A 25,832-nucleotide genomic window follows, 5' to 3' on the forward strand; every position below is an offset into this window, starting at 1 on the left:
GCCAGCACGGCGGCGGTGTCGGCGGCGCCGTTGCCAAGGGCGACGGCGACGGGCTCGCCGATGCGGCGGGCCAGCGTCAACAGCTCCAGGGTGGGCTTGCGGACGGCACCGTCCACGTGGTCGACGTAGACCAGAACTTCAGCCATGGGACTTCAATCTCCTGCGGTTACAAGGAAGTGGGGCGGTTGGTGAAGGGAACGGCTGAAGCTCAGATGAACTTCTGACCCGCGAGGAACTCGGCGAGCTGCTTGCCGCCCTCGCCCTCGTCCTTGACGATCGTGCCCGCGGTCCGCGCGGGGCGCTCGGTGGCGGAGTCGACCTTCGTCCAGGCACCCTCCAGGCCCACTTCCTCGGCCTCCAGGCCGAGGTCGGAGAGGTCCCAGGCCTGAACCGGCTTCTTCTTGGCGGCCATGATGCCCTTGAACGACGGGTAACGCGCCTCACCCGACTGGTCGGTGACCGACACGACGGCGGGCAGCGAGGCCTGAAGCTGCTCGGAGGCGGCGTCGCCGTCCCGACGCCCCGTGACCACACCGTCCTCGACGGAAACCTCGGAGAGCAGCGTGACCTGCGGGACGCCGAGGCGCTCGGCAAGGAGCGCGGGGATCACGCCCATGGTGCCGTCGGTGGACGCCATACCGGAGATCACCAAGTCGTAGCCGGCCTTCTCGATCGCCTTGGCCAGCACCAGCGACGTACCGATGATGTCCGTGCCGTGCAGGTCGTCGTCCTCGACATGGATCGCCTTGTCCGCGCCCATGGACAGCGCCTTGCGCAGCGCGTCCTTGGCATCCTCCGGACCCACCGTCAAGACGGTGATCTCCGCGTCGTCTGCCTCGTCCGCGATCTGCAACGCCTGCTCGACCGCATACTCGTCCAGCTCCGACAGCAGGCCATCGACGTCATCCCGGTCGACGGTCAGGTCATCGGCGAAGTGCCGGTCGCCGGTGGCGTCAGGCACGTACTTCACGGTGACAACGATCCTCAAGCTCACGCCGGCTCTCCTACCTGGTGCGGTTCGTTATGACGACGGTATGGCACTCAGTACCCCCTGTAAAGGTACGTAGTGCCAGACGGGCCGTTACGGTGCTACGTTCCCCGCATGACTGAGGCGCGCGGACCAGCGAAGAAGGCCCCGATGCGGGAGGTGCTCGCCAAAGCGGCGTTCCAGCTCTTCCTGGAGCGCGGCTTCGAGCAGACCACGGTGGACGACATCGTGGCGCGGGCCGGGGTCGGGCGCCGCTCCTTCTTCCGGTACTTCCCGTCCAAAGAGGACGCGGTCTTCCCCGACCACGAGAGCTGCCTGGCCGACATGACGGCGTTCCTCGAAGCGGCCGACGACGCGGAACCCGTGGACGCGGTGTGCGACGCGGCCCGGATCGTGCTGCGTATGTACGCAACAAACCCGGAGTTCTCCGTGCAGCGTTACCGCCTCACGCAGGAGGTCCCCGGTCTGCGTACGTACGAACTCTCCGTGGTGCGGCGCTACGAACGCACCATGGCCGGCTACCTCCGCCGCCGCTACGCCGACGCCGAGGACGGCTCCCTGCGCGCCGAGGTGATCGCCGCCGCCGTGGTCGCCGCGCACAACAACGCCCTGCGCTCCTGGCTGCGTTCGGGCGGCGAGGGCGACGCGGAGGCCGCGGTGGACCACGCGCTCGAGCTGGTGCGGAACGGGTGGGGGAGCGCCGCCGCGAGCGGGGACGCAGGCGCTGACGTCGATGACGACGTCGTCGTCATGGTGGTCTCGAAGCGAGCCCCCATGTGGCGCGTGGTGCAGCGCGTCGAGTCCGCCCTCGGCCAGGACTGAGCAGGTAGAGGACTGAGCAAGCAGCACTCAGTACCTCCCAGCACCTTTACCTCCTGGCACTCAGTGCCATATGGTGCGGATGCGTCGACGCCGAGCGCGGCGCATCCGAGCCGAATGCAGGGGGTCGAGACGTGTCCCAGCAGGAATTGAGCGTCGCGCCGACGGAGCACGAGCGAACCGGCATGATCTACCAGCGCTGCCGATGGTGCGGCACCGCGTCCTTCCGGCGCATGCTGTGTCCGGTGTGCGCGTCCAGCGATCTGGCGTCCGAGCACAGCGACGGCGAAGGCGTCGTCGTCCAGTCCAGCGTGGTCAACCGCTACACAGGCACCGCACGCAACGAGTCCCTCGTCCGCTTCCCCGAAGGGTTCGTCTTCCGCTGCCGTGTCGTGGGTGCATCGCCGCATCTGGTGTGGGTCGGCGCGCGCGTGCGGCCCGTGGCCGGGTCCGATCCGGAGACCGGGGAGGCCGTCTTCGAGCTCTGCGAGGCGCACACGAGCGACGACTGGTAGCGCTAGTGGGCAAGTAGTGCTTCGGATCAGTTGACGCCTCGCTCGCGGCCTTCCCAGTAGGGCCCGCGGAGCTTGTACTTCTGGAGTTTTCCGGTGGCCGTGCGGGCCAGTTCGTCCCGGAACTCCACCGAGGTCGGCGCCTTGAAGCCGGCGAGGTGCTCCTTGCAGTGCCGGATGAGCTCCTCCTCCGTGGCGTGTGTGCCGGAGGCGAGGACGACCAGGGCCTTGATGGTCTCGCCCCACTTCTCGTCCGGCACCCCGATGACCGCGACTTCGGCGACCGCCGGATGGCTGAACAGCACGTCCTCCACCTCGATCGAGGACACGTTCTCACCGCCGGTGATGATGACGTCCTTCTTGCGGTCACTGATCGTCAGATGGCCGTCCGCGCCGATCGACCCGCCGTCGCCCGTGTGGAACCAGCCGCCTTCCAGCGCCTCAGCGGTCTCCTGCGGCTGCTCCCAGTACCCCTCCAGGATCACGTTCGAGCGGGCGAGCACCTCGCCCTCGTCCGACGTGCGCAGCGTCACGCCCAGCGCGGGCGCCCCCGCCTGGACCAGCTTCTCCGCGCGCTGCTGCGAGGTGAGGCCGTCCCATTCGGCTCGGGTGCGGTTGATGGTGAGCAGGGGCGAGGTCTCGGTGAGGCCGTAGATCTGGATGAACTCCCAGCCCAGCTCGGACTCGACCTGTTCGACCGTCTTGGTGGGCGGCGGAGCTCCCGCGACGATGATGCGCACCCGGTCCCGGCCCGGGATCTCCCCGTCCCACGACCGCGCGGCGGCAAGCACCGCGTTGACCACGGCGGGCGCCGCGCACATCACCGTGACCCCGTGCTCGGCCACTCGGCGCAGGATCTCCGCGCCGTCCACCTTGCGCAGCACGATCTGCCGCGCACCCATGCCGGACATGGCGAAGGGCATGCCCCAGCCGTTGGCGTGGAACATCGGCAGGGTGTGGAGGTACACGTCCCGGTCCGTGACCCCGGCGTGCAGCGCGAAGGTGAGGGCGTTCACCCAGATGTTGCGGTGCGTGATCTGTACGCCCTTGGGGCGCGCGGTCGTTCCGCTGGTGAAGTTGATGGTCGCGGTCGCGTTCTCGTCGTGCTCCCAGGGCTCGGGCTCGGTGTCGAACCGGTACAGCTCCGCGTCAGCCTGTGCGCCGAGCGTGAAGCGGTGCTTGCAGGCAACCTCCGAGAGGCGGTCCTCCAGCTCGGGGTCGACCAGCAGGACGCTCGCCCCCGACTGCGCGACGATGTAGCTCACCTCTTCGGCCGAGAGGCGGAAGTTGACCGGCACGAGGACCCGGCCGTGGCCGCTGACGCCGAAGAACGACGTCAGCAGCCTCGCGCTGTTGGGCGAGACCACCGCCACCCGTGCGCCGTGCGGCACCCCGAGTGCGTCGAGACCGGCGGCCTGGGCCCGCGCCAGCTCACCCACACGCCGGTAGGTGAGCCCTTCCCAGGCCTCGGCCGGCTGATCGGGCTCGTCGACGATGCCGACCCGGTCCCCGTACACGGCCGTGGCGCGGTCCAGAAAATCAAGGGCCCCGAACGGGACGAACATCCTGCCTCCCGAAGCTCAGTCGATGTACGTCGTCTATCCGACCATGCTCCCTGGAAACTGGACACCCCGATGAACCCCGCCCTACCCGGTTGAGGCTTCAGCGTCCCTTCAGTGCCGGTCCGCACGATGACGATCCATGCCGGTGGACGACGTGACGGAAGGAGGGCGCGGTGGGACGGAAGAGCTGGCGGTGGCCGTCGGGCGGCTTGCTGGCGTGGCTGGTGCCGGACCCGACGGCGTTGGGTGCGGCGGCGTGGGTATGGGGCGCGTACATCGGAGGGGCGCCCGTGACCGTGGGCGAGCCGGAGTTGTGCGGGCCGTCGGCCGGGCATCCCGAGTGCCTCGCCGCGGATGTGCCGCCTTCGGCGGTGGAGCGTGACCTGTGGGAGCGGATGGGAGTGCTGAGCACCAGGGGGGACTAGGCCCCGCCCCCTCCGGACCCCGGTCCGCGCACGCCGGACGGGCTGGAACATCCAGCCCGTCCGGCATGGCGCGAGGAGGCGCCGTCCCGGCTAACGCCCTCCCGGCTAGGGCCCTCCCGACTAGGGCCGCTGAGGCTGCTTGGCCTCCGGCGCTTCCTGGAGTCGGCGCAAGGACGCCACCAGCTGGTCCACCTCCTCGGACGTGTTGTAGAGCGCGAGTGACGCGCGGGCGGCGGTCTCCAGGCCGTAGTGGGCGAGCGCGGGCTGGGCACAGTGGTGCCCCGCGCGGATGGCGATCCCGTCGCGGTCGAGCCAGTCCGCGATCCCGGCCGGGTCGTGGCCCGCGAGCGAGAAGGTGAGGACCGCGATCCGTTCGGGCGCCGAACCCAGGACGTCCAGGCCAGGCACCGTGGCCAGCGCCTGTTGCGCGTACGTCATGAGCGCCGTCTCGTATGCGGCGACGGCGTCCCGATCGAAGGACGTGAACCAGTTCAGGGCGGCAAGCAGGCCGACCACGCCTGAGATGTGGCCGGTGCCGGCTTCCAGGCGGTGCGGGACCGGCGCGAACGTGGTCCGCGTGAAGCCGACCGACTCGATCATGTTGCCGCCGCCCTGCCACGGCGGCATGGCCTGCAGGATCTCCGGCTTCGCGTAGAGCGCGCCGATGCCGGTCGGGGCGAAGAGCTTGTGCCCCGAGAAGGCGTAGAAGTCGGCGTCCAGGTCCTGCACGTCGACCGGGAAGTGCGCGACGGCCTGCGCCCCGTCCACCAGGACCTTGGCGCCGTAGCGGTGGGCGAGGGCGGTCATCTCCTTCACGGGCGGGACGGTGCCGAGGACGTTCGACGCGTGGCTGACGGCGACGAGCTGTGTGCGGGACGAGAGGAGGTCGGCGTAGGCGTCCTGGTCGATCGCGCCCTCGGGCGTGAGGGGGATCGGGACGACCCGGGCACGGGTCTCCTTCGCGATCAACTGCCAGGGGACGATGTCGGAGTGGTGCTCGAGGACTGCCACCAGAATGTCGTCCCCGGGACCGAGGTTGGCCCGCCCCCAGCTCTGGGCGACGAGGTTGATGGCCTCGGTCGTGCCGCGTACGAACACGATGTCGTCCGGCGACCCGGCGCCCAGGAACTCCGCGACCGCCGACCGCCCCGCCTCGTACATCTCCGTCGCCTCGCGCGCCATGGTGTGCGCGCCCCGGTGGATGTTGGAGTTCGCGGCGCCGTAGTAGGCACCGAGCGCCTCGATGACCTGGCGCGGCTTCTGCGTGGTGGCGCCGTTGTCGAGCCAGACGAGGGGGTGGCCGTTGACGGAGCGGTGCAGGATCGGGATGTCCTGGCGGGCCGACTCCGGGGAGAACGCGGGCGGTTGGAGCTGCGGGAGCGCGCCCGCGCCCGGGATCGCGCCCGGGGTCGCGGCCGGGGGAGCGGGTTCCGCGGGGGCCGTCGGCGTCACCGCCGTCGACCCCGGAACCGCTGTGGGCAGCCCCGGAACGCCGAGCCCTCGCGCAGTGACGTCAGGAATAGTCATGGTAGTTCGATACCTCGACGTTCTGCAGGACGGCGATGGCGTCCTCGACCAGGACCGCCGTGTTGAAATACGCCGTCATCAGGTACGACGTGATCCCCTTCTGGTCGACGCCCATGTTCCGCATGGACAGGCCCGGTTCGACCTCGTCCGCGACGCCGGAGGGACGCAGCCCCACCACACCCTGCTCGGCCTCGCCCGTCCGCATCAGCAGAATCTCGGTGGTGCCGAGGCCTGCTCCCATGCCGCCCGAGAACCGCACCTTGTCCGAAGGAAGGAGCGGTACGCCGCGCCACGTCAGGAGCGGGCTCCCGAACCGGTTGTCCGTCACCGGGGGCACGCCCCGCCGGGTACATTCGCGGCCGAAGGCGGCGATCGCCCTGGGGTGGGCCAGGAAGAAGCCGGGCTGCTTCCAGACCCGCGTCAGGAGCTCGTCCAGGTCGTCGGGGGTAGGGGCACCGGTACGCGACTGGACCCGCTGCCCGGCGGAGACGTTGTGGAACAGGCCGTGCTCCGGGTGGTTCAGGAGCGAGGACTCCTGCCGTTCCCGCAGCGCCGCGACGGTGAGGTTGGACTGCGCGCGGGTCTGGTCGATGGGCCCGTTGTAGAGGTCGGCGACCCGGGTGTGCACGCGCAGCACCGTCTGCGCGAGCGTCATGTGGTACTCGCGCGGCGCGTCCTCGAAGTCGACGAACGTCCCCGGCAGATCGGGCTCCCCGACGTGCCCCGCGGTCAGGTCCACCGGCACCTCGGTGCCGGGCGTCATGGTGTCCCCGTCGCAGTACGCGGTGATCGCGCCGCCCAGACCCTCGTCCCGGTCGGCGAGCGCCGCCAGCGCGCTGCGGTCGGCGCAGAGCGCCACCCCCGGGGTGAGCGCCTTGACGCGGTAGGGCATCGCGGCGGTCCGGGTCCACGCGCCGAGGTCGAAGAACTGCCCGTCGCCGATGACTTCGAGCAGCGCGTCCTCGCCGTACCGCCCGGTCACCCGCTTCTCGGCCCTGCCCTGCACGACCACCCACAGCCGGTCGGCGGGGTCGCCCTCCTGGGCGAGGACCTGCCCGGCCTCGAAGGTGACCTCGGTGAAGGCGCCGGCCAGTTCCGCGAGCAGCGCGTCGTCGGCGTCGCGCAGGTAGGGCACCTCACGTAAGTCGCCGGGCACGACGTGCTGCGAGCCGCTCTCCTCGTACGTGGTGATGCGGTCGTCGCCGAGCACGAACGTCCGGCGGCGGTTCACCCGGTAGGTGCCCGACTCGACGTCCACCCAGGGCAGGGCGCGCAGCAGATAGCGCGGGGTGATGCCGCGCATCTGCGGGGTGGTCTTGGTGGTCGTCGCGAGTTGCCGTGCGGCATCCGGACCGAGTGTGAGCCGGTCGTTCACTGGAACCTCCTGGAAGAACGATTTTCCTGGCTGCCGTGACGGCATCCGGCGCCGATCGTCTTCGCGTTGTTCCGTGACTGCAAGTAGTTGTTTATCAGGGCTAGTTGAGAAAAGGCCGGAAATGGATGAACGGTCGGCCTCGCACCCGGGCGCCAGCCTTCCAGGCCTCTTCCGGGAATTCCCTCCACAGCAGATATCAGGCTCAAATCACCCCAATACCGGAGCCAAGTACCCCTGAAAGGAGCGCTTATGGCTCGGGTAGTGGGGCCGGGAGTCGGGCAGGATGGATCCGGGCCGCGGGACGGTCCCCTCCGGCGTACGAAGGGTGCAGCGATGACAGATTCGGTCCCTGGGCGGCTCACCATCTCGCGGGCGACGCTCGACGACTGGCAGGTCGTCAGCGGATGGGCGGCGGACGAGGGCTGGAACCCGGGTCTGCGGGACGCCCTGTCCTTCTTCGCGCAGGACCCCGACGGATTCTTCATCGGTTGTATCGAGGACGAGCCGGTCTCCGCGATCTCGGTCGTGAACTACGACGAGGTGTACGCCTTCCTGGGCTTCTACCTCGTACGCCCCGACCAGCGCGGCCGCGGCCACGGTCTCGCCACCTGGCGGGCGGCCCTCGCCCACGCGGGGACCCGCACCGTAGGACTCGACGGCGTGGTCGCCCAGCAGGACAACTACCGCCGCTCGGGCTTCGAGCTCGCCCACCGCACCATCCGCTACGTGGGCCCCGTGCCCTCAGGTGCCTCAAGACCCGCACAGATCCTGCCGGTCGAGGCCGCGGGCCTGCGGGCGATCACCGCGTACGACGCCGCGAGCTACCCCGCCGACCGCCCGCGCTTCCTGGAGTCCTGGCTCACCGCTCCCGGGCACCGCGCCCTCGCCCGCATCGTCGACGGCCGGGTCACTGGATACGGCGTGCTCCGCCCGGCCCAGGGAGCCCTGCGCATCGGGCCCCTGTTCGCCGATACGCCCGCAGGCGCGGAGGAGCTCTTCGACGCGCTGACGGCGGAGGCGGACGGCGCGCCCGTCGTCATCGACGTCCCCGAGTCCCAGCCGCATGCCGTCGCCCTCGCTGAGGCGCGCGGCATGAAGCCGACGTTCGAGACCGCCCGCATGTACACCGGCCCGGTGCGGGACCTGGCCGAGGAACGGGTCTTCGGCGTGACCACGCTCGAACTCGGCTGATCGGCTGATCGGCTGACGTGCAAGGGCCGGGCCCCACCGGACCCGGCCCGCACTCCTGTCTTCTGCCCTGCCGCTACGTGATCGTCAGCCTTTTCTTGTCCTCGGCCTCGGAGCTGTTGCCGACGTAGATGTCCACCGCCCCTTCCTCGACACGGAACTCACCGCTCTCCGCGTTCGTCCAGAACCCGAGGTCATCGGCGCCGAGCTGGAAGCGGACGACTTTCGACCTGCCTGGCTCCAGCGTCACCCGGCGGAACCCGCGCAGCCTGCGCACCGGCTGCGTGATGCTCGCCGCGATGTCGTGGACGTACAGCTGGACGACCTCGTCGCCCGCGCGCTCGCCCGTGTTGCGGACGGTGACCGAGACCTCCACGGTGTCGCCCTCGCGCAGCGCATGCGCCGAGACGCGCTCGCGGCTCAGCCTCGGCTCGCCGATCTCGAAGTCCGTGTAGGAGAGCCCGTGGCCGAAGGCGAACTGCGGGTCCGGGGGCAGGTCGAGGTACTTGGACGTGTACTTGTTGTCCGCGCTGTAGGGGCGGCCGGTCGACTCGTGGTTGTAGTGGACGGGGATCTGGCCGACCGTGCGCGGGAACGAGACGGGCAGCTTGCCGCCCGGAGCGACCTCGCCGAACAGCACGTCGGCGATCGCGTTGCCCGCCTCGAGTCCCGGGTGCCAGGCCTCGAGGACGGCGGGCGCCGACTTGAGCCAGTCGCCGATGGTCAGCGGGCGCCCGTTGACCAGGACCACCACGAACGGCTTGCCCGTCCCCGCGATCGCCGCGATCAGCTTCTCCTGCCCGCCCGGCAGGCTGATGTCGCTGCGCGCCGCCGCCTCGCCGCTCATCGCCGGGGGTTCACCGACGACCACGACGGTGACATCGGCGTCCTTGGCCGCGGCGACCGCAGCCGGGATGCCGCCGGTGTCCGTGCCCTCGGGGTCGACGCCCTTCGCGTACGTCACCTTCGCCCGCGGAGCCGCGGCCTTCACCGCGGCGAGCACCTTGCCCGAGGGGAAGTTCTTCGTCGCGCCGGGAAACGTCCACGTGCCAAGGAGGTCGTCGGAGTCGCCGAACGGGCCGACCACCGCGATCGACCCCGCCGACTTCTTGAGCGGAAGCGCCTTGCCGTCGTTCTTCAGGAGCACCATCGAGCGGGCGGCGGTCTCACGGGCGGCCTTGCGGGCCCCGGCGGACGGCTTGTCGATGGCGGCGTCCTCGTCGACGTACGGGTTCTCGAAGAGGCCGAGATCGAACTTCAGGCGCAGGACCCGCGCGACGGCCTCGTCAAGGCGCTTCTCGCTGATCCTGCCGCTGCTCAGGAGCTTCTTGCCGTGCTTGGCCAGGTCCGTGCTCGCCATCTCCATGTCGACGCCGGCGTTCAGCGCGAGGCGGGCCGCGTCGGCGCCGTCCTCGGCGAAGCCGTGCGCGATGAGCTCGTCGACGCCGTTCCAGTCGCTGACGACGAAGCCGTCGAAGCCCCACTGCTTGTACAGGATGTCGGTGAGCGTGTGGGAGTTGCCGTGGGCCGGGACGCCGCTGATGGTGTTGAAGGAGGCCATCACCGTGGCCACGCCCGCATCCAACGCGGCCTTGAACGGCGGCAGATAGTGGTTGCGCAGGCGCGACTCCGACACGTCGACCGTGTTGTAGTCCCGGCCGCCCTCGGCCCCGCCGTACGCGACGAAGTGCTTGGCGCAGGCGGCGATGCGGTCCTTGGCGTCGAGCCCCGAACCCTTCTCGCCCTGGTATCCCTCCACCTTGGCCACGGCGAACGCCGTCGTGAGGTACGGGTCCTCTCCGCAGCCCTCGGCGATCCGGCCCCACCGCGGTTCGTGCGTGACATCCATCATCGGCGAGAACGTCCAGTGCACGCCGTTCGACCGGGACTCCTTCGCCGACACCTCGGCGTCCCGCCTGGTGACCTCCGGGTCGAAGCTCGACGCCTGGGCGAGGGGGATCGGGAACGTCGTCCACAGGCCATGGATGACGTCGAGCCCGAACAGCAGCGGAATGCCGAGCCGGGACTCCTCCACGGCCATGCGCTGCAGGGCGTTGCTGCTCTTGGCGCCGAAGATGTTCAGGACAGAACCGAGCCGTCCGGCGCGCGCCGCGTCCTCGACGTCCTTCGTCTCGCTGCCGCCGGGTCCCGTGCTGACGGCCCACGGGAGCTGCTGCAACTGCCCCAGCTTCTCTTCGACAGTCATACGGTCGAGCAGCTTCTCGATCTCCGGATCGAGGGGGCTCGTGCGCTGCGGCGCGGCCTGGGCGATTCCGGTGCCGACGGCGGTGAGGCCGCCTCCCGCGACGGCCGTGCCGCCGATCGCGGACAGCAGAGTACGCCTTCGTAGCTCTCGCATGTGTTCGCCTTCTCGCGTCAGGAAGTCGACAACCTCTGTGATGGCCACAAGAGTTGAAGCGAAAGTACGTTCCTGTTACATGCGGGTCAAGGGATGCGGCAGGGACGCGCGGGGGCCTCGTTCCGGTGACTTGACTCCGACGCTTGACCTCAAGGAAACTTGAGGTTCTACGTTCTTCTCATGAGCATGGAAACGACAGCCTGGAGCCAGCTGCAGAGCGTCATGCACGCCGAGCAGGACCGCCGTCCCTTCGCCCGCGCCACCTTGCGCCGCATCGGCACCTTCGCCCGGCCGCACAAGCGCCGCATCGTCTACTTCGTCATCCTGAGCATCGTCACCGCGCTGCTCGCCGTGGCGACCCCCGTCCTCGCGGGCAGCGTCGTGGACACGATCGTCTCGGACGGCGAGTCCTCGCTCGTCGTGCGGTACGCCTTGCTCATCGCCGCCATCGCCGTCGCGGAGGCGGGCTTCGGCCTGCTCGGCCGCTGGCTCTCGGCGAACCTGGGGGAGGGCCTCATCCTCGACCTGCGGACGGCCGTCTTCGACCACGTACAGCGCATGCCCGTCGCCTTCTTCACCCGTACCCGCACCGGCGCGCTCGTCAGCCGCCTCAACAACGACGTGATCGGCGCCCAGCGCGCGTTCAGCAACACGCTCTCGGGTGTCGTCGGCAACGTGGTCACGCTGCTCCTGACGCTGGCCGTGATGCTGAAACTCTCCTGGCAGATCACGCTCCTCGCGCTGATCCTGCTCCCTGTCTTCATCGTGCCCGCGCGCCGCATGGGCTCCCGGATGGCCAAGCTCCAGCGCGAGGCCGCACACCACAACGCGGCGATGGGCACGCGCATGACCGAGCGGTTCTCCGCCCCGGGCGCCACGCTCATCAAGCTCTTCGGGCGTCCGGGCGCCGAGTCCCAGGAGTTCGCCACACGGGCACGCCGGGTACGGGACATCGGTGTCCGTACGGCCATGGCGCAGTCCACGTTCATCACCGCGCTCACGCTGGTGTCGGCCCTCGCCCTGGCCCTCGTCTACGGCCTCGGCGGCTACTTCGCCCTGCACGGCACCCTGGAGGCGGGCGCGATCGTGTCCCTCGCCCTGCTCCTGACCCGCCTCTACGCGCCGCTGACCTCCCTGGCCGGAGCGCGAGTCGAGGTCATGAGCGCGCTCGTCAGCTTCGAGCGGGTCTTCGAGGTCCTCGACCTGAAGCCGCTGATCGACGAGAAGCCGGACGCGACCGAGGTCCCCGCGGGCCCGGTGGCGGTGGAGTTCGACGACGTCCGCTTCGGCTACCCCTCAGCCGACAAGGTCTCCCTGGCCTCCCTCGAAGAGGTGGCTTCCCTCGACACCCGAGGCGGCGACGAAGTCCTGCACGGCCTCTCCTTCCGCGCCGAGCCGGGCCAGACCGTGGCACTCGTCGGGTCGTCGGGCGCGGGCAAGTCGACGATCGCGCAACTGCTTCCCCGGCTGTACGACACGGACGGCGGGGCCGTCCGGATCGGCGGGGTCGACGTCCGCGACCTCTCGGCGGCGTCGATGCGCCAGACCCTCGGCATGGTCACCCAGGACGGCCACCTCTTCCACGAGTCGGTCCGCGCCAACCTGCTGCTCGCCCGCCCCGAGGCCACCGAGGACGACCTGTGGGACGTCCTGCGCAGGGCCCGCCTCGAAGACCTCGTACGCTCCCTGCCGGACGGCCTCGACACCGTGGTCGGCGAGCGCGGCTACCGCCTCTCCGGCGGCGAGCGCCAGCGGATGACCATCGCCCGGCTGCTGCTCGCCCAGCAGCGGGTGGTCATCCTCGACGAGGCCACGGCGCACCTCGACAACACCTCGGAGGCGGCGGTGCAGGAAGCGCTGGCCGAGGCGCTGGAGGGACGCACCGCGATCGTCATCGCGCACCGGCTCTCGACGGTGCGGTCCGCCGATCAGATCCTCGTCGTGGAGGCAGGGCGGATCGTGGAGCGCGGGACGCACGAGGAACTGCTCACGGTGGAGGGCCGGTACGCGGAGCTGTACCGGACGCAGTTCGCGGTGAAGGGGGACGTGGCCGTGGAGGTGGCGGCGTAGGGCGGTTCTCTGTACCGAGCGCCGGCCCGGCTGGAGAGATCCAGCCGGGCCGGTCGCGTACACGTGGTTTCCGATCAGGACTCGGACATCCCGCCTCGCGAGGGCGCGAGGCTAGCCTTTGTCGTCGAGCCTGAAGTGGAAGATGCCCCACGTGATGTGCTCGTCACGGCCTCCGTCGACCCAGTGACCGAGGCCCTTCTTCATCTGGGCGAGGTAGTCGTGGCTGACCTTCCTCGCGAGCCCTTGGGCCTCCTGGTGCCCGGTCTCCTCAAGGACGCGCGCGTAGTGGGTCACCAACTGCTCGCGGTGCTCCTCGAAGCCGCCGTCGACAGCGGTGAACCCGAGCCGGGTCAGCTCGCGTGCGTAGAAGGAGGGCGAGCCCATGTCGTCCAGGTGGATGCGGTCGAGGATCGGCTGCAGGACACCGGTGGGGCAGCCGTCCGCCGCCATCGGGTCGGTGAAGATGACACGGCCGCCCGGCCGCAGCACCCGCGCGATCTCGGCGAGCACCTGGACGCGGTTTCCGCTGTGCAGGAACGCGTCCTGGGACCAGACGACATCGACCGAGGCGTCCGGGTACGGGATGTCCTCGAAGGACCCGTCCATGACCTCGATCCTGTCGGTGAGACCACGTGCCGAGTTCAGCTCCTCGTGGCGCTGGTTCTCCACCTCGCTGAGGTTGAGCGCGAGAACCCGGCAGCCGTACGTCTCGGCCAGATACCGGGCCGAACCGCCGTAGCCCGAGCCGAGGTCGAGCACCACGGAATCCGGTGTCAGCTCCAGCTTCGAGGCCATCCGCTGGACGGTGCGGCGGCTCGCGTCGGCGATGGGCTCCCCGGGGCGTTCGTAGAGGCCGATGTGGATGTCCTCACCGCCCCACACCGTGGCATAGAAGGTGTCTGCGTCGGACGAGTTGTAGTAGCTGCGGGCGGTGTTGACCGCGCCGGCGTACCGCGCCTCCTTCTCGTCGTCCATCCGGAACTCCTTCTCCGCCACATGCACGAAGAAGTCCGGCTGCTCGCCCCGGTAGGTGTGCTGGAAGTCGCCGTAGGTCTCGATGCGCTGGAAGCCCACCTCGGACATGAGGCGGCGGACGTACTCCTTCCGTAGCGGGAACATATTGAGGTGGTACACGGATTCGTCCGGGAACCCGTACCGCATGCGGCACAGACCCTCGTCGACGTACTCCGGCTCCACGGTGACGTCGTCACCGCAGTAGTAGTACGTGTGCTTGCTGGTGTACCCGTCGTCCAGAATCGCGTCGTAGTTGCGTTGGTCCAGAATGAGGATGCCGTCGTGTTTGAGCATCGCGTAGAACTCGGCCAGCGCCCTGCGCCGGTCGCGCTCCGAGAAGAGGTGCGTGAAGGAGTTGCCGAGACAGACGATGGCGTCGTACTCGCCGTGGACGTCTCTGTTGAGCCAGCGCCAGTCCGCCTGGACGACGCGCAGGATGTGGCCGCCCTGCTTGGTGCCGTTCGCGAAGGCCATGGCCAGCATCTCCGCGCTGCCGTCGGCACTCACGGTCTCGAATCCGGCCTGCAGCAGTCGCACGGAGTGAAAGCCGGTTCCTGTCGCGACGTCGAGGACGCTCTTCACTCCCCGCTTGCGCAGCAGGTCGATGAAGAAGTTCCCCTCGCTCTCCGCCCTCTTCTCCCAATCTATGAGTGAGTCCCACTTCTCGACGAAGCTGGGGACGTACTCCTCGGTGTAGTGGCCGGTCTCTCGTACTTCAACGGGGTTGTCGCCGAACTCTTGGGCCGATTGCACGTGGAGGAACCCTTCAGTTGTGGGAATCACGCCCGGGCGCGGCAGCCCCGCGCGGCTCGGGCCACTGGCCTCGGGAGTCGCGCGGTCTGAGCGGATCACTATCCGGAGTTGAGAGTTCCATGCGTCGAACGGCCGTATACATATGCGGAGTTGCCGCAAAAGCGACCCCGACGGGCGCTCAGCCCGCGCCGCCGGACACCGTCTTGACACGAGTGGTCGCCGTGGCCACCGCGATCTGTTTGCCGTCGGACGTCAGGAGCTCGCCGGCCAGGAAGCACACCTCCTTGCCGCGCTGGACGATCCGGCCCCGCCCCACGATCCGCCCCGGTCCGGCCGGCCGCAGGAACTGCACGTGAAGATCGAGCGTGGGGGCGAACTGGCCGTCGGGGAGCGTCGCCACAAGGGCAGGGCCCATCGTGTCGTCGAGCATCGCGGCCAGGAACCCGCCCTGGACCACTCCCATGGGGTTGAGGAACTGTTCCGTGGCCCGGAAGGCCACCTCGATGGTTCCCTCATCGGGGTCGACCGCGATCAGTTCCCACCCCAGTGTCTTCGCAGCGGCCGGGGCAGGTGTCCGGCCGGCCAGGAAGTCCCAGAAGGGGCCCTTCCGCTCCGCGTTCTCGTTCATGGGAGCAGACCCTACTCGGACGGGGACTCGTCTCCGCCGAGGGCGATCGCGTCGTCCACCTCCCGCTTGCGGACCGCCAGTTCGTTCGCGTAGCGCTCCTGGTCCACGGCCTCGGCGATGTCCTCGTCCTGCTTCATGAGTGCTTCCAGATCAGCCTTGGCGTTGTCGAGTATGCCCATCTGGCCGTAGGCGTCCTGCACCTTCCTGCCCCACAGGCCGACGTCCTTCACGCAGGGCACGACGCGGCTGAACAGCAGCGACTGGTAGAGCTGGTACATCTCGGAGTTGTCGACGAACTCCATGCACTCGTCGAGCGGCATGCCGAGGTGCTCGTAGACCTCCTTGCCCTTGAACCGGTCCCGCAGCAGGTAGCAGCCTTCCACGACGAACTCCTCGCGCTCGGCCCGCTCCTTGGAGGTCAGTTCGCTGTAGTAGTCCTTCAGCGCGAGCCGCCCGAAGGCGACATGGCGTGCCTCGTCCTGCATGACGTAGGCGAGCAGCTGTTTGACCAGCGGGGTGGTCGACACATCGCGGAAGAGGCCGAACGCGGCGAGGGCCAGGCCTTCGATGAGCACCTGCATGCCGAGGTAGGGGAGGTCCCAGCGAGAGTCCTCCAGCGACTCGGCCAGGAGCTTGGCCAGGTCCTGGTTGATCGGGTAGTGCATCCCGACCTTCTCGCGCAGGAACCGCGAGTACAGCTCCACATGCCGCGCCTCGTCCATGGTCTGGGTGGCTGCGTAGAACTTGGAATCCATGTCGGGGGCGGACTGCACGATGCGTGCCGAGACGTTCAGCGCGCCCTGCTCGCCGTGCAGGAACTGGCTGAAAAGCCATGATCCCTGGTGGCGGGTGAACTCGGTGCGCTCCTTCTGGCTCATGCGGTCCCAGATCGGCGAGCCGAAGAGCGGGTTGAACTGCTCGGGGAGGCCCGCGGCGTCGTCCGGGTCGACCTCCAGGTCCCAGTCGATGCGTGACCGGGCGTCCCACTGCTTGTCCTTGCCCTTCTGGTACAGGTTGAGCAGCCGGTCGCGGCCGTCGTCGTATTCCCAGGTGAAGCCCGCGTTTCCGGCCATGGGAACGTTCCAGATCTCCCGCGGCGTGGGTGTCACATAGAAGTCAAAGGTGCTCACTACTAACCAACCTCCGAGAGGGAGACGTGTGGTTGCATTCGTGGCGCAAATTGGACCCTGCGGCCTTTGGCCGGACGGGCTGGATCGAGGCTGTCCGGCAAGTGAGGCTAGGGCGAGCGACTCCCGGCGGTCAATGGCAACCGAGGCGTGTCCGGAACAGCGGTGAAGCTGGCCAAAGCCATTACAGGGAAGCTTCGTTGTCCACTCCATGCGCCGCCGCGGGGCAGGCCCGTCTGCCACCGAACTACCGGCTTGAATTGTTTCGATGCTGTCATCAGCAGGTCTGCTTCCCTGGGCGAAATTTGGTTCGGATCGCTCTTGACACGATCTTTGGCCACGGCCAACCATGAATGCCGCCAGCTGCGGTATCCCGCCCCCACGCACCGTCGGCATCGGCTAGTTGATCGCGTACTCCGACGGTGAGGGCGACGAGAAGGGAAGCGTCCCGAACTTGTCAACAGACCTCAGAGACGAAACGGTCTATGACCGCCTCGGCCCTCGGCCACCCGTGGCCGAGATGATCAATTGGACTCTGCTGTCACTCGACAAAGAGTCACAGTCCATCCACCTCTCCTTCACCGCGGCCAAGAACTTCACCAACCCTGGTGGAACGGTTCATGGCGGCTTTATCTCGGCCATGTTGGACGAGTGCATGGGATCGGCCGTCGTCGGCCTGACCGAGGCGGAGTTCCTTCCGGTCACCATCTCCATGACCACCGACTTCATCAGGCCGGTTCTCCCCGGTGAGGTTTTCGGCGAGGGCCGTATCACGTCGATGAGCGGAAGATCCGCCTTCCTCGAGGGCAGGCTCACGGACCCGGAGGGGAACGTACTCGCCCGCTCCGTCGGCAGTTTCCGCCTCTTCCCCTTCCCGGACGGCGTGAAGAAGTAATTCGATTTCCGGTCGGCCTGAGGACGTTCGTCCGGGGGCCGGGTCGGCGGGCGAACGACCGCCGGCCCGCTCTCCGGTGCGTGACCTTTGGTTCAACTCCCGTGCGCCCGGCTTCCCGACGAAAGGCATGCTGCTCATGACCAACTTCGAGAAACTCCTCGCTGCGACGGAGAACGACTTCAAGGCAGAAATCGAGCAGAACCCGCTGATCGAACTCGTGGTCGGCGGGAAGATGAAGCCGGAGCACTACGTCAGCTACCTGCGGGAGACGTACCACATGGTGCGGCACACCTCCCGGATGCTGTCCCTGGCCGGCGCCAGGCTCGAGGACGACTACCGCAAGCTGCGGGACTGGTTCTTCGAGCAGGTCCAGGAGGAGAACAACCACGACCTCTTCTGCATCAAGGACCTCAGGGCGCTCGGTGAGGACCCCGATGCGGTACTCGCGGTACCGCCGAAGCCCGGCTCCTGGGGACTCGTCTCGCAGAACTACTACATGGCGACCTACGGCAGCCCTCTCGGAATCCTCGGGGTGGCCAGTCTCACCGAAGGGCTCGGTGCCGAACTGGGCGGTGCGATGGCTGAAATCCTCAAGGACACCTACGGGCTGAAGTCCAATCAGGTGACGTTCATCCACAGCCACGCCGGATTCGACGCGAAACACATCGAGGAAGTCAAGGACGCCGTCGACAACCTCCTCATCAAGGAATCCGATCTTGACGAGGTGATCCAGGGGCGGAGGATGACGATTCATTACTACAGCCAGATGTTCAAGGATGTGCTCGCAGCGGCGTAGTACTGGCGGATCCCCGGCGTAGTAATGACCTTGGAGGGGTCTTGCAGCTCACCGACGATGACGTTCTGGCGAATCAGGACATGGACTCACCCATCACGTACGTCGCTTCACCGAGGGATGACCATGTCCTCCGGGAAGTGCGCAAGTACCAGACCTCCGAAATCGCGAACGTACACGAGCTCCAGGAGTACGGCGATTTCCTGAGAGGGGCCCTCAAGCCGCTCGGACTCTTCAGCGAGGACTTCCTTCCGAGGGCGTCGTCCGAGTGCTACAAAGTCACCTTCCGCGGTCAGCTCGTAGCCATCTTCAGACTGACGCCCGCAGCCCCCGAATCGGCATTTCACCGCACGATCCCCGGAGGCCGCGGAAAAAAGATACTTGAAGTGAACAATGTGGCTGTCGAGCAGTCCTACAAGGGCGATCTCCTGCTGGGGATCATCATGAGAAACTGCGCGCTCCTGTCGCATGTGAAGGGGTACGACTTCGTCGCCGGCCTCATCAGGTACGAAATCCTGCCGTTGTTCACGGACTTCGGCACGATCCCCGTCCGCCACACCCCCTTTCATGTACTGGGGGACGAGGACGTGCACGACTTCGTCACGTATTTCATGACGGACAGCAAGGAGCACATCGACTACGCGATCTCCCGTAGCTACCACTACTTCCACAGAAAGGTCACCATGCGGGGAATCGCAGCGGATGTGGATGAACTGAAGCTGTGCGCGGCCGAGGCAATGGGGAGCTGAACTGTGCCAAGCGATCGGCAGCCGCCCGCACAGACCCGCCTCCTGGGATTTGTCGTGCAGGCCATGGCCGCGAAATCAATATGCTCCGCAGCCGAGTTGGGGATTCCCGATCTGCTGGCCGAAGGGCCGCGGACCACCGACGAACTGGCCGAGCGGACCGGATCGCACGCGCCCTCCCTGCACCGGCTGTTGCTGGCCCTCGCGGCCCTGGGAGTGGTGAACCCGATCAGGGACGATCTCTTCGGGCTCGCGGAACTCGGACAACCGCTCAGGACCGACGCACCCGACTCGGTCAAAGGCCTGATGATCACCATGTGCGGACCCGAAGTCTGGCGCAGCTGGGGGGAGTTGGTGCCCGGCATACAGACAGGGACAACGCCCTGGAGGCTGGCTCACGGCGTCGGGTGGGACGAGTACTACGCGAGCCATCCAGAAGCGTCGGCGACATTCAACCTGGCCATGTCCGAGAACACGCGCGATCTGGTGCCGGGAATCCTGGCGGCCGTCGATCTCTCCCGGTGCCGGACCGTGGTCGACGTCGGCGGCGGCGACGGCACGCTCATGGCGCACGTCCTGCGGGCCCACCCCGACCTGGAGGGCGTCGTCTACGACGTGCCGTCCGGGCTGAAGATCGCGTCCGGCACACTCTCCGACGCCGGTGTCGCCGCCCGGGGCCGCACGGAGAGCGGAGACTTCTTCCGCTCGGTGCCCGCCGACTGCGACGCCTATCTCCTGAAGCAGATCCTGCATGACTGGAACGACGAGGAATGCACCACCATCCTCCGCAACATCCGAGCCGCCGTCTCCGACGACGGACGGGTGTACATCCTGGAGCGCGCGCTGCCGGAACAGGTCACCCCTGGAAGCCGGAGCGACGCCACCGCGCTCCTGCTCGACCTTCACATGATGGCTGCCACCGGCGGTCGGGAGCGTACGGAAGGCCAGTTCCGACGCCTGCTCGAAGACGCCGGCTTCAAGCTGACCCGCGCGGCGACCGTTCCCGGCTCCGACTTTCGTGTCATAGAAGCTGCTCCGGCCTGACAGAAGGTGTCGATCATGGCTCTGGTATCTGGCTCCAACTCCCTGGACGGCCAGGCGATCCTGGCCAATGCCCGTGCTGTCGCACCGGTGTTGCGCGAGGAGGCCGCGGCGAGCGAGCAAGGCCGCCGGCTCACGGACCGGGCCGTCGACGCACTGCGCTCGACCGGCGTCTTCCGCATGCCGATGCCCCGGGCGTGGGGCGGCCCGGAGGTCGACATCTGCACGCAGACCGAGATCGTGGAGGAACTGTCGGCAGCCGACGGCGCGGCCGGCTGGTGCGCCATGATCGGGTCCGACGGAGGGTTCTACACCTCCGCGCTCGACGACGAGGTGGGCCGCAAGCTGTATCCCAACCTCGACGCGATCACGGCCGGCTGGATCGTGCCGGCGGGGAAGCTGCACCGGATCGACGGCGGCTATCGGCTGGAGGGCCGATGGCAGTTCGGCAGCGGGTGCACGCACGCGGACGTGATCATCGGCGGCGCCGTCGTGTACGAGAACGGCGAGCCGGCGCTGACCGAGGAAGGGCGGCCGGAGACACGTGTGGCCATGCTCCCGGCCGAGGAGTTCGAGATTCTCGACACCTGGGACACCACCGGTCTTGCGGGCAGCGGCAGTCACGACTACCGGACCGAGGGAACGTTCGTCCCGGCCGAGCAGACCTTCCGCTTCCGTGACCTGCGCGAACGCCGCCGCGATGGTGTCCTCTACGGCTGGACGGGCATGTTCTTCGCGAACGTCCCCGGGGTGCCGCTCGGCATCGCCCGTGCCGCATTGCGGGACGTCGAGGAGATCCTGGCCACCAAACTCACCCTGCCCGAGATGCGCCCCGCCAAGGAGGACCCACGGGTGCGGGCCGGCCTCGCCCAGGCCCATGCCATGGTGGGCTCGGCGCGCAGCTACGTGTACAGCGTCCTCGGGGAACTCTGGTCGGTCCTTGAGGAGGGGGACGTACCGTCACTGCGCTTGCGGGCGGCCCTCGTCGGCGCGCACATGCACACCATCAGGAGCTGTCGCGACGGCGTGCGACTCCTGGCGGACGTCGTCGGCAGCGCGTCGATCTACCGCAAGTGCCCCGTCGAGCGGCACCTGCGTGATCTCACGACGATCAGCCAGCACATCATGGGCCAGCCCAAGATCATGGAAATGGCCGGCGCTCTGTGGCTGGGCGTCGACCGCGCCCTGACCAGGAACCCGCTCACCGCCGAGGGACTGATCTGAGGCACTCGTTGTAGGCCATGGGCATGGCCCTTGACCTAGCGTCTGGGCATTTGTGCCGGTCAGAGGCGTGATGGGGGCACTCAGGTCAGCAAGTGGTCAGCATCGGGGTCAGCTCGCCCGTGGGGTGGGGTCGTTCCTCAAGGACCGCGACTGTGCCCCGCCGGCTGATCGACGTCGGCGATGGAGCGGGACATGTCGGGGTCAGCCTCGTAGAAGGCGCGCAGCGCGTGCAGGGGCGGCCATGGTGCGGCGCTATACCGCGGTGAAGCCGCCGTCAGCGGCGACCACGGCTCCTGTGATGAAGCTGGAGCGTGGTGAAGCCAGGAAGCACAGGACCTCGGCGATCTCTTCGGGCTGCGCGACTCGGCCCAGGGGCTGCGCCTCGGCGAAGGACGCCAGGTATGAGCGGCTGTCGGGGCGGATCGTGTCGAGGAAATCGGTCTCGATGACGCCTGCGGCAACGAGGTTGGCGCGGATGCCCAGCGGCCCGCCCTCGACGGCGAGCACCTTGGTCAGTTGGGCCAGAGCGCCCTTCGACGCGCTGTAGGCGACGCCTTCGGGCAGGGCGACGGTGCCGGCATAGGAGCCGGTACTGACGATGGCGCCGCCGCCGCGGTCCTTCATGGCCCGGAAGGCTTCGCGGGTGCAGAAGAAGGCGCCGCGGGCGTTGACCGCCATCACGGCGTCCCAGTCCTCGGCGGTGGTTTCGGTGATGGGCTTGTTCAGGGTGCGTCCGGCGTTGTTCACCAGGATGTCCAGTCCTCCGAAGGCGTCCAGGGCCGATTGCACCGCGTGGGCGGCGGTCTCTTCTCGCGTGATGTCGCCGCGCACAGCGAGTACGCCGGGAAACTCGTCCGGCAGAGTCGTGATGTCGGGGCGTAGGTCGACGGCGACGACGCGGGCGCCGCGGGCATGGAGGAGCGCCACGGTCTCCTTGCCTACGCCACGCGCGGCCCCGGTGACGAGGGCGGTCTTCCCGGCGAACTCGGTGGACTCGGATGCTTCGGCGGACGCAGTTGCAGGTGTCATGGTGTGGTCCCTGGAGAGGTGAGTGTGAGGGCAGGCGCCGGTGCGGGGCACCTGGCGTGCTGCGCAGTGGCGCGGTGAACGAGTCAGGTGGGTCAAGTGCGCGGTTTCAGTGCGCGGTGAGGCCGCCGTCGACCACCAGCTCCGAGCCGGTGACGTGCCTTTCTGGTTCACGTTGGTGACGCGGTCCCACCCCTCTTCCCGCGTGTCCTCGGTACCGGGCCAGTCCACGATGCCGGCGAGGTTCACGAGCACGTCCGGCGTGGCAAACCGGTCGCGCACGAGGGTGATCACGTCGTCCCACTCCCGCGCGGAGGAGACATCGAGGCCGGGCGCCTTCGCGGGCGAAGAGTCCGGCGGTCGCTGTGCCGAGGCCGCCGGTCGCGCCCGTGATCAGCGCGACCTTGCCGTCAAGTCGTTGTCCTGTCATGGATATGGTCCTTGCTTCTCGTTGATGCTGGCTCACTGCTGTGGGGGGACTTATGGGTCCGCCCACAGCGGATTCGCCTTCCGGCGACCAGGCGCTCCCGGATGTCGCCCGTGGCGGTGAACCCGGTGTCGTCGATGTAATTCAGGTGGCTGCCGGTCACCGTGTATCGGCCGGTGTACGCGCAGCGCCGCTCGCCGCGGGCCTCCGCATGACGGCCGTCCGGCAGCAGCTCCTGACAGAGTCTGGGCAGATCAGCGGCCACCAACCAGGACGCTTGCTGCCTGGACGTGCCACACCCAGGCAGTGCACCGGGCCGCCGCCTAGCCTGAATCCATGGACGACAACCACCTGGGAGACTTCCTGCGAGCACGCCGCGCCGGCCTGCAGCCGCAGGACGTCGGCATGACGAGCTACGGAGCCCGCAGAGTGGCCGGACTGCGCCGCGAAGAGGTCGCCGTCCTGGCCGGAGTGAACGCCGACTACTACACCCGCCTCGAACAAGGCCGCGAACACAACCCCTCACCCCAGGTGATCGACGCACTCAGCCGCGCACTGCACCTCGACGCGGACGCCCGCGCGCACCTGTACCGGATGGCCGGGGCCACGCCGAACGACCGGCCCTCCGTCCACGCCGCCGAGCGGGTCAGCCCGGCGCTGCGACAGCTGATGGACGGCTACCCGAACACTCCAGCGTTCGTCATGAGCCGCACCCTGGACCTCCTCGCCGTCAACGCCCTGGCCGATGCCCTCTACGCCCCGTTCGAACCGGCGGACAACCTGGCCCGCATGACCTTCCTAGACCCTGCGGGCCGCAACTTCTACACCGACTGGGACCGGGCAGCACAGGCCACTGTCGCCAACCTTCGCGAGGCAACCGGATTCGACCCGGACAACCCACGGCTGCGCGAACTCGTCCGCACCCTCACTGAACACAGCGCGGACTTCACCCGCCTCTGGAGCTCCCACACCGTGCGCGGCAAGACCCAGGACGCCAAACACTTCCTCCACCCGGACGTCGGCCCCCTCACCCTCACCTACCAGGCATTCGACGTACGCGAGACGCCCGGCCAACAACTCGTCATCTACCACGCCGAACCAGGCAGCCCCAGCGCCCAGTCCCTCAATCTGCTCGGTTCCATCCACGCCACGCGGCGCGCCGGCCCCACCGCTGACCAGCCGACGGAACGCGGAGACAGGCGGCGATAGGTCGGCTTCGCGGCGGGTCGGCCCTGCCGGACCGGCAAGGGCAAGGTGGCGATCGCCAAGGCGCTCAGTGTTCGGCGGCCATCCTGGTGGCGTTCACGGTCAGCGCGTGGGCCACGGTGAGAGCGCCGTACTTCTTGGCTTCGGCCACCCCGGCGTTCACGGTGGCCTGGCCGAGTGCGGGCAGCCCGGGGTGCCCCTCCACGCTGCCGTCGTCGATCATGAACCTTATGAAGTCGGAGCCACGGCCGAGCAGTCGGGGCACGAAGGCTGCCGCTCTTTTGGGCGAGGCGATGCGCTGGCTTGGACCAGGACTCGTGCCAGGTCAGCGCTCTCCGGAAGGGTGTCGAGCGAGAGGTGCTGCGTGGCGACAGCGCCCTCGTGCAGCACGAGGAGTCGGGTGGCGAGGGTGGCCGGGTGCGAGCAGCCCGCTGTGGCGGCGAGTTCCTTGAACAGGTTCAGCAGCCAGAGCTTCTGGTTCGCGGCGATGCGGTATGCGGGATGTGAGGGGTCCGGGAGTTCGGCCAGCGCGTTGATGAAGGCACATCCGCGGGTGTTGGTCTCGCTCCAGGTCCGCAGGGTCTCGAAGGGTGCGGTTACGGCTTCGGCCGGAGTGTCGGCGGCATCAACGGCGGCGCGGACGAGTGACCGCCAGCGCTGGTCGCGTTCCGTGAGATAGGCCGTCACGAGGTGGTCTTTCGAACCGAACTGGTTGTACAGGGTCCGCTTGGTCACGCCTGAGTACTCGGCGATCAGATCCACACCGACCGCTGTGATGCCGCGGTTGTAGAACAACTCCGCGGCGGCCGCCACGATGCGGCGGCCGGCCGGCGTCATAGGTCGCCCTTCCTGCACGACGGGCCTCCCTTCACAGAGCGGTGTACGGTGGATGAGGTTCACAGATCAGTATACCTGAGGAGGTTCAAACGATGGCTGTGTCCGATTCCATGCAAGCGGTGCGCATCACCAGGCACGGTGGACCGGAGGTCCTTGAGCTGACGGAGGTCGCCGTCCCCGCCCCTCAGGCAGGGGAGGTGCTGGTCCGCGTCGGCGCGGTAGCACTGAACAACACCGACCTGTGGACCCGCGAGGGCGCCTATGGCCGTCCGGACGACCCGAAGGCACTGTCGGGTTGGCGGGGCCCGATCGACTTCCCGCGCATCCAGGGCGCCGACGTGGCCGGACAGGTCGTGGCCGTCGGGCCCGGCGTAACGGAGGACCTCGTAGGACGCCGAGTGGTCGTCGATCCCGCGATCTACGACACCGACGGGTCGGACGCCAACCCGGTGGGCCTGATGGGGAGCGAACGCGATGGCGGATACGCCGAGTACGTGACGGCGTCGGCGAAGCGTGTGCACGACGTGACGGAATCTCCGCTCACCGACGAGCAGCTCGCGACGTTGCCGACCGCTTACGGCACGGCGCTGGGCATGATCGAGCGAGGCCGACTGCGCAAGGGGGAAACCGCCCTGGTCTCGGGAGCGTCCGGCGGCGTCGGCGTCGCGCTGGTGCAGATCGCCCGTGCGCGCGGCGCGAGGGTGCTCGCCATCAGCAGCGCACCCAAGATCGACGCGGTGCGCGAAGCAGGCGCGCACGAAGTCATCGACCGCGCAGGAGACATCGCCGAACAGATCCGCGCTGCCGCCCCGGAGGGCGTCGACGTCGCACTCGATGTCGTGGCCGGCGAGTTGGTGAGTGAGGGGCTGCCGCTGCTGCGCGAAGGGGGCCGGTGGGTCATCGCCGGCGCACTCGGCGGCTACGACGTGACCTTCGATGTGCGCCGTCTCTACCTGCACAACGCCCAGGTCATCGGGTCTGCGATGCACACGCCCACACACTTCGATCTCCTCATGGACCTGGCGCGTCGGGGCGAGGTGCAACCTGTCATCGCCGCGACCTTCCCACTCGACCAGGCCGCTCAGGCGCAGGAAGAACTCTCCCGCAGGGGGCACGTGGGAAAGATCGTCATGCGCCCCTGAGTTCCATCCGACGGATCACGGGCGCAGCCATCAGCGGACCGCCGCGCCCCCGTCTGCACTGAGCTGAGCGGACCGGACCGGAGCCGCCCTGAGGCAGGATCTCGTCGATGGCCGTCGGCGTCACCGGGCCCACGGCTGAGGGCGCCGG

Annotated in this window: 23 protein-coding genes and 3 pseudogenes; 12 read left to right on the forward strand and 14 right to left on the reverse strand. The window is 68.4% G+C overall.

All coding sequences use genetic code 11. The features are described 5' to 3' along the window. Both ABD378_RS25295 and ABD378_RS25300 read right to left on the reverse strand, forming a co-directional pair. A pseudogene (locus ABD378_RS25295) lies at positions 1-146 on the reverse strand (electron transfer flavoprotein subunit alpha/FixB family protein); the annotation flags it as partial. Between the two features lie 62 nt (positions 147-208). Beyond that, complete coding sequence (locus tag ABD378_RS25300) at positions 209-994, reverse strand: electron transfer flavoprotein subunit beta/FixA family protein (protein WP_344524068.1); 786 nt, start codon at positions 992-994, stop codon at positions 209-211. A 108-nt stretch (positions 995-1,102) separates the two neighbouring features. Here ABD378_RS25300 and ABD378_RS25305 point away from each other — a divergent pair, with 108 nt between their 5' ends. Together ABD378_RS25305 and ABD378_RS25310 are read left to right on the forward strand one after the other, a co-directional pair. Further along, complete coding sequence (locus tag ABD378_RS25305; protein WP_344524070.1) at positions 1,103-1,810, forward strand: TetR family transcriptional regulator; 708 nt, start codon at positions 1,103-1,105, stop codon at positions 1,808-1,810. Positions 1,811-1,992: 182 nt separating this feature from the next. Beyond that, the gene (locus ABD378_RS25310) at positions 1,993-2,322 is read left to right on the forward strand and encodes a Zn-ribbon domain-containing OB-fold protein (protein ID WP_344524229.1); all 330 of its coding nucleotides are present in this window, start codon (positions 1,993-1,995) and stop codon (positions 2,320-2,322) included. 26 nt (positions 2,323-2,348) lie between these two features. Here the strand turns inward: ABD378_RS25310 and ABD378_RS25315 are convergent, their stop codons facing one another. After that, on the reverse strand, positions 2,349-3,884 hold the full coding sequence (locus ABD378_RS25315) for an AMP-binding protein (RefSeq protein ID WP_344524072.1): 1,536 nt from the start codon (positions 3,882-3,884) through the stop codon (positions 2,349-2,351). A 170-nt stretch (positions 3,885-4,054) separates the two neighbouring features. Between ABD378_RS25315 and ABD378_RS25320 the strand changes: the two genes are divergently transcribed. Then, positions 4,055-4,306 (forward strand): DUF6059 family protein, encoded by a 252-nt coding sequence (locus ABD378_RS25320; RefSeq protein WP_344524074.1) that lies wholly within the window; start codon positions 4,055-4,057, stop codon positions 4,304-4,306. A gap of 120 nt (positions 4,307-4,426) precedes the next feature. Here the strand turns inward: ABD378_RS25320 and ABD378_RS25325 are convergent, their stop codons facing one another. Both ABD378_RS25325 and ABD378_RS25330 read right to left on the reverse strand, forming a co-directional pair. Beyond that, the gene (locus ABD378_RS25325) at positions 4,427-5,833 is read right to left on the reverse strand and encodes a SufS family cysteine desulfurase (protein WP_344524076.1); all 1,407 of its coding nucleotides are present in this window, start codon (positions 5,831-5,833) and stop codon (positions 4,427-4,429) included. Further along, complete coding sequence (locus tag ABD378_RS25330; protein ID WP_344524078.1) at positions 5,820-7,208, reverse strand: family 2B encapsulin nanocompartment shell protein; 1,389 nt, start codon at positions 7,206-7,208, stop codon at positions 5,820-5,822. The genes ABD378_RS25325 and ABD378_RS25330 overlap by 14 nt, the downstream gene beginning before the upstream one ends. Before the next feature lie 333 nt (positions 7,209-7,541). Between ABD378_RS25330 and ABD378_RS25335 the strand changes: the two genes are divergently transcribed. Continuing rightward, complete coding sequence (locus tag ABD378_RS25335; RefSeq protein WP_344524080.1) at positions 7,542-8,399, forward strand: GNAT family N-acetyltransferase; 858 nt, start codon at positions 7,542-7,544, stop codon at positions 8,397-8,399. A gap of 73 nt (positions 8,400-8,472) precedes the next feature. Here the strand turns inward: ABD378_RS25335 and ABD378_RS25340 are convergent, their stop codons facing one another. Continuing rightward, positions 8,473-10,755 (reverse strand): glycoside hydrolase family 3 N-terminal domain-containing protein, encoded by a 2,283-nt coding sequence (locus ABD378_RS25340; RefSeq protein WP_344524082.1) that lies wholly within the window; start codon positions 10,753-10,755, stop codon positions 8,473-8,475. A gap of 180 nt (positions 10,756-10,935) precedes the next feature. Between ABD378_RS25340 and ABD378_RS25345 the strand changes: the two genes are divergently transcribed. Beyond that, a complete protein-coding gene (locus tag ABD378_RS25345; protein ID WP_344524084.1) occupies positions 10,936-12,825 on the forward strand; it encodes an ABC transporter ATP-binding protein in 1,890 nt (629 codons plus the stop codon). Between the two features lie 111 nt (positions 12,826-12,936). Here the strand turns inward: ABD378_RS25345 and ABD378_RS25350 are convergent, their stop codons facing one another. The 3 genes from ABD378_RS25350 to ABD378_RS25360 form a co-directional block, all read right to left on the reverse strand. Beyond that, positions 12,937-14,592, reverse strand: a complete 1,656-nt coding sequence (locus ABD378_RS25350; protein WP_344524086.1) for a glycine/sarcosine N-methyltransferase — start codon at positions 14,590-14,592, stop codon at positions 12,937-12,939. A 178-nt stretch (positions 14,593-14,770) separates the two neighbouring features. Continuing rightward, a complete protein-coding gene (locus ABD378_RS25355) occupies positions 14,771-15,220 on the reverse strand; it encodes a PaaI family thioesterase (RefSeq protein ID WP_344524088.1) in 450 nt (149 codons plus the stop codon). A gap of 11 nt (positions 15,221-15,231) precedes the next feature. After that, the gene (locus ABD378_RS25360; RefSeq protein ID WP_344524090.1) at positions 15,232-16,350 is read right to left on the reverse strand and encodes a ferritin-like domain-containing protein; all 1,119 of its coding nucleotides are present in this window, start codon (positions 16,348-16,350) and stop codon (positions 15,232-15,234) included. 400 nt (positions 16,351-16,750) lie between these two features. Between ABD378_RS25360 and ABD378_RS25365 the strand changes: the two genes are divergently transcribed. The 5 genes from ABD378_RS25365 to ABD378_RS25385 all read left to right on the forward strand — a co-directional run bounded on the left by ABD378_RS25365 (position 16,751) and on the right by ABD378_RS25385 (position 21,046). Further along, on the forward strand, positions 16,751-17,242 hold the full coding sequence (locus tag ABD378_RS25365) for a PaaI family thioesterase (protein ID WP_344524092.1): 492 nt from the start codon (positions 16,751-16,753) through the stop codon (positions 17,240-17,242). 136 nt (positions 17,243-17,378) lie between these two features. After that, complete coding sequence (locus tag ABD378_RS25370) at positions 17,379-18,038, forward strand: iron-containing redox enzyme family protein (protein ID WP_344524094.1); 660 nt, start codon at positions 17,379-17,381, stop codon at positions 18,036-18,038. A gap of 41 nt (positions 18,039-18,079) precedes the next feature. Further along, positions 18,080-18,784, forward strand: a complete 705-nt coding sequence (locus ABD378_RS25375) for a hypothetical protein (protein WP_344524096.1) — start codon at positions 18,080-18,082, stop codon at positions 18,782-18,784. Positions 18,785-18,787: 3 nt separating this feature from the next. Further along, positions 18,788-19,825, forward strand: a complete 1,038-nt coding sequence (locus ABD378_RS25380; protein WP_344524098.1) for a methyltransferase — start codon at positions 18,788-18,790, stop codon at positions 19,823-19,825. A 15-nt stretch (positions 19,826-19,840) separates the two neighbouring features. Next, entirely contained in the window at positions 19,841-21,046 is a 1,206-nt protein-coding gene (locus ABD378_RS25385; protein ID WP_344524100.1) for an acyl-CoA dehydrogenase family protein, read from the forward strand. Between the two features lie 252 nt (positions 21,047-21,298). On the opposite strand, the gene ABD378_RS25390 is transcribed toward ABD378_RS25385, so the two are convergent. The 3 genes and pseudogenes from ABD378_RS25390 to ABD378_RS25400 all read right to left on the reverse strand — a co-directional run bounded on the left by ABD378_RS25390 (position 21,299) and on the right by ABD378_RS25400 (position 22,767). Further along, a complete protein-coding gene (locus tag ABD378_RS25390; RefSeq protein WP_344524231.1) occupies positions 21,299-22,075 on the reverse strand; it encodes an SDR family NAD(P)-dependent oxidoreductase in 777 nt (258 codons plus the stop codon). Positions 22,076-22,228: 153 nt separating this feature from the next. After that, positions 22,229-22,502: pseudogene (locus ABD378_RS25395) on the reverse strand (SDR family NAD(P)-dependent oxidoreductase); the annotation flags it as partial. Further along, positions 22,483-22,767 carry an Atu4866 domain-containing protein gene (locus ABD378_RS25400; RefSeq protein ID WP_344524102.1) on the reverse strand — a complete coding sequence of 95 codons (285 nt, stop codon included), beginning with the start codon at positions 22,765-22,767 and terminating at the stop codon, positions 22,483-22,485. The gene ABD378_RS25400 and the pseudogene ABD378_RS25395, both read right to left, overlap by 20 nt. Positions 22,768-22,835: 68 nt before the next feature. Here ABD378_RS25400 and ABD378_RS25405 point away from each other — a divergent pair, with 68 nt between their 5' ends. Further along, on the forward strand, positions 22,836-23,708 hold the full coding sequence (locus tag ABD378_RS25405) for a helix-turn-helix transcriptional regulator (RefSeq protein WP_344524104.1): 873 nt from the start codon (positions 22,836-22,838) through the stop codon (positions 23,706-23,708). Positions 23,709-23,778: 70 nt separating this feature from the next. Here ABD378_RS25405 and ABD378_RS25410 read toward each other — a convergent pair. Together ABD378_RS25410 and ABD378_RS25415 are read right to left on the reverse strand one after the other, a co-directional pair. Next, a pseudogene (locus tag ABD378_RS25410) lies at positions 23,779-23,994 on the reverse strand (amidohydrolase family protein); the annotation flags it as partial. Then, on the reverse strand, positions 23,934-24,542 hold the full coding sequence (locus ABD378_RS25415) for a TetR/AcrR family transcriptional regulator (RefSeq protein ID WP_344524106.1): 609 nt from the start codon (positions 24,540-24,542) through the stop codon (positions 23,934-23,936). The pseudogene ABD378_RS25410 and the gene ABD378_RS25415, both read right to left, overlap by 61 nt. A gap of 92 nt (positions 24,543-24,634) precedes the next feature. Between ABD378_RS25415 and ABD378_RS25420 the strand changes: the two genes are divergently transcribed. Continuing rightward, positions 24,635-25,684 carry a zinc-binding dehydrogenase gene (locus tag ABD378_RS25420; RefSeq protein WP_344524108.1) on the forward strand — a complete coding sequence of 350 codons (1,050 nt, stop codon included), beginning with the start codon at positions 24,635-24,637 and terminating at the stop codon, positions 25,682-25,684. The last annotated feature ends 148 nt before the right edge of the window (positions 25,685-25,832 follow it).

It is taken from the genome of Streptomyces rectiviolaceus, assembly GCF_039533825.1.
Lineage (GTDB): Bacteria > Actinomycetota > Actinomycetes > Streptomycetales > Streptomycetaceae > Streptomyces > Streptomyces rectiviolaceus.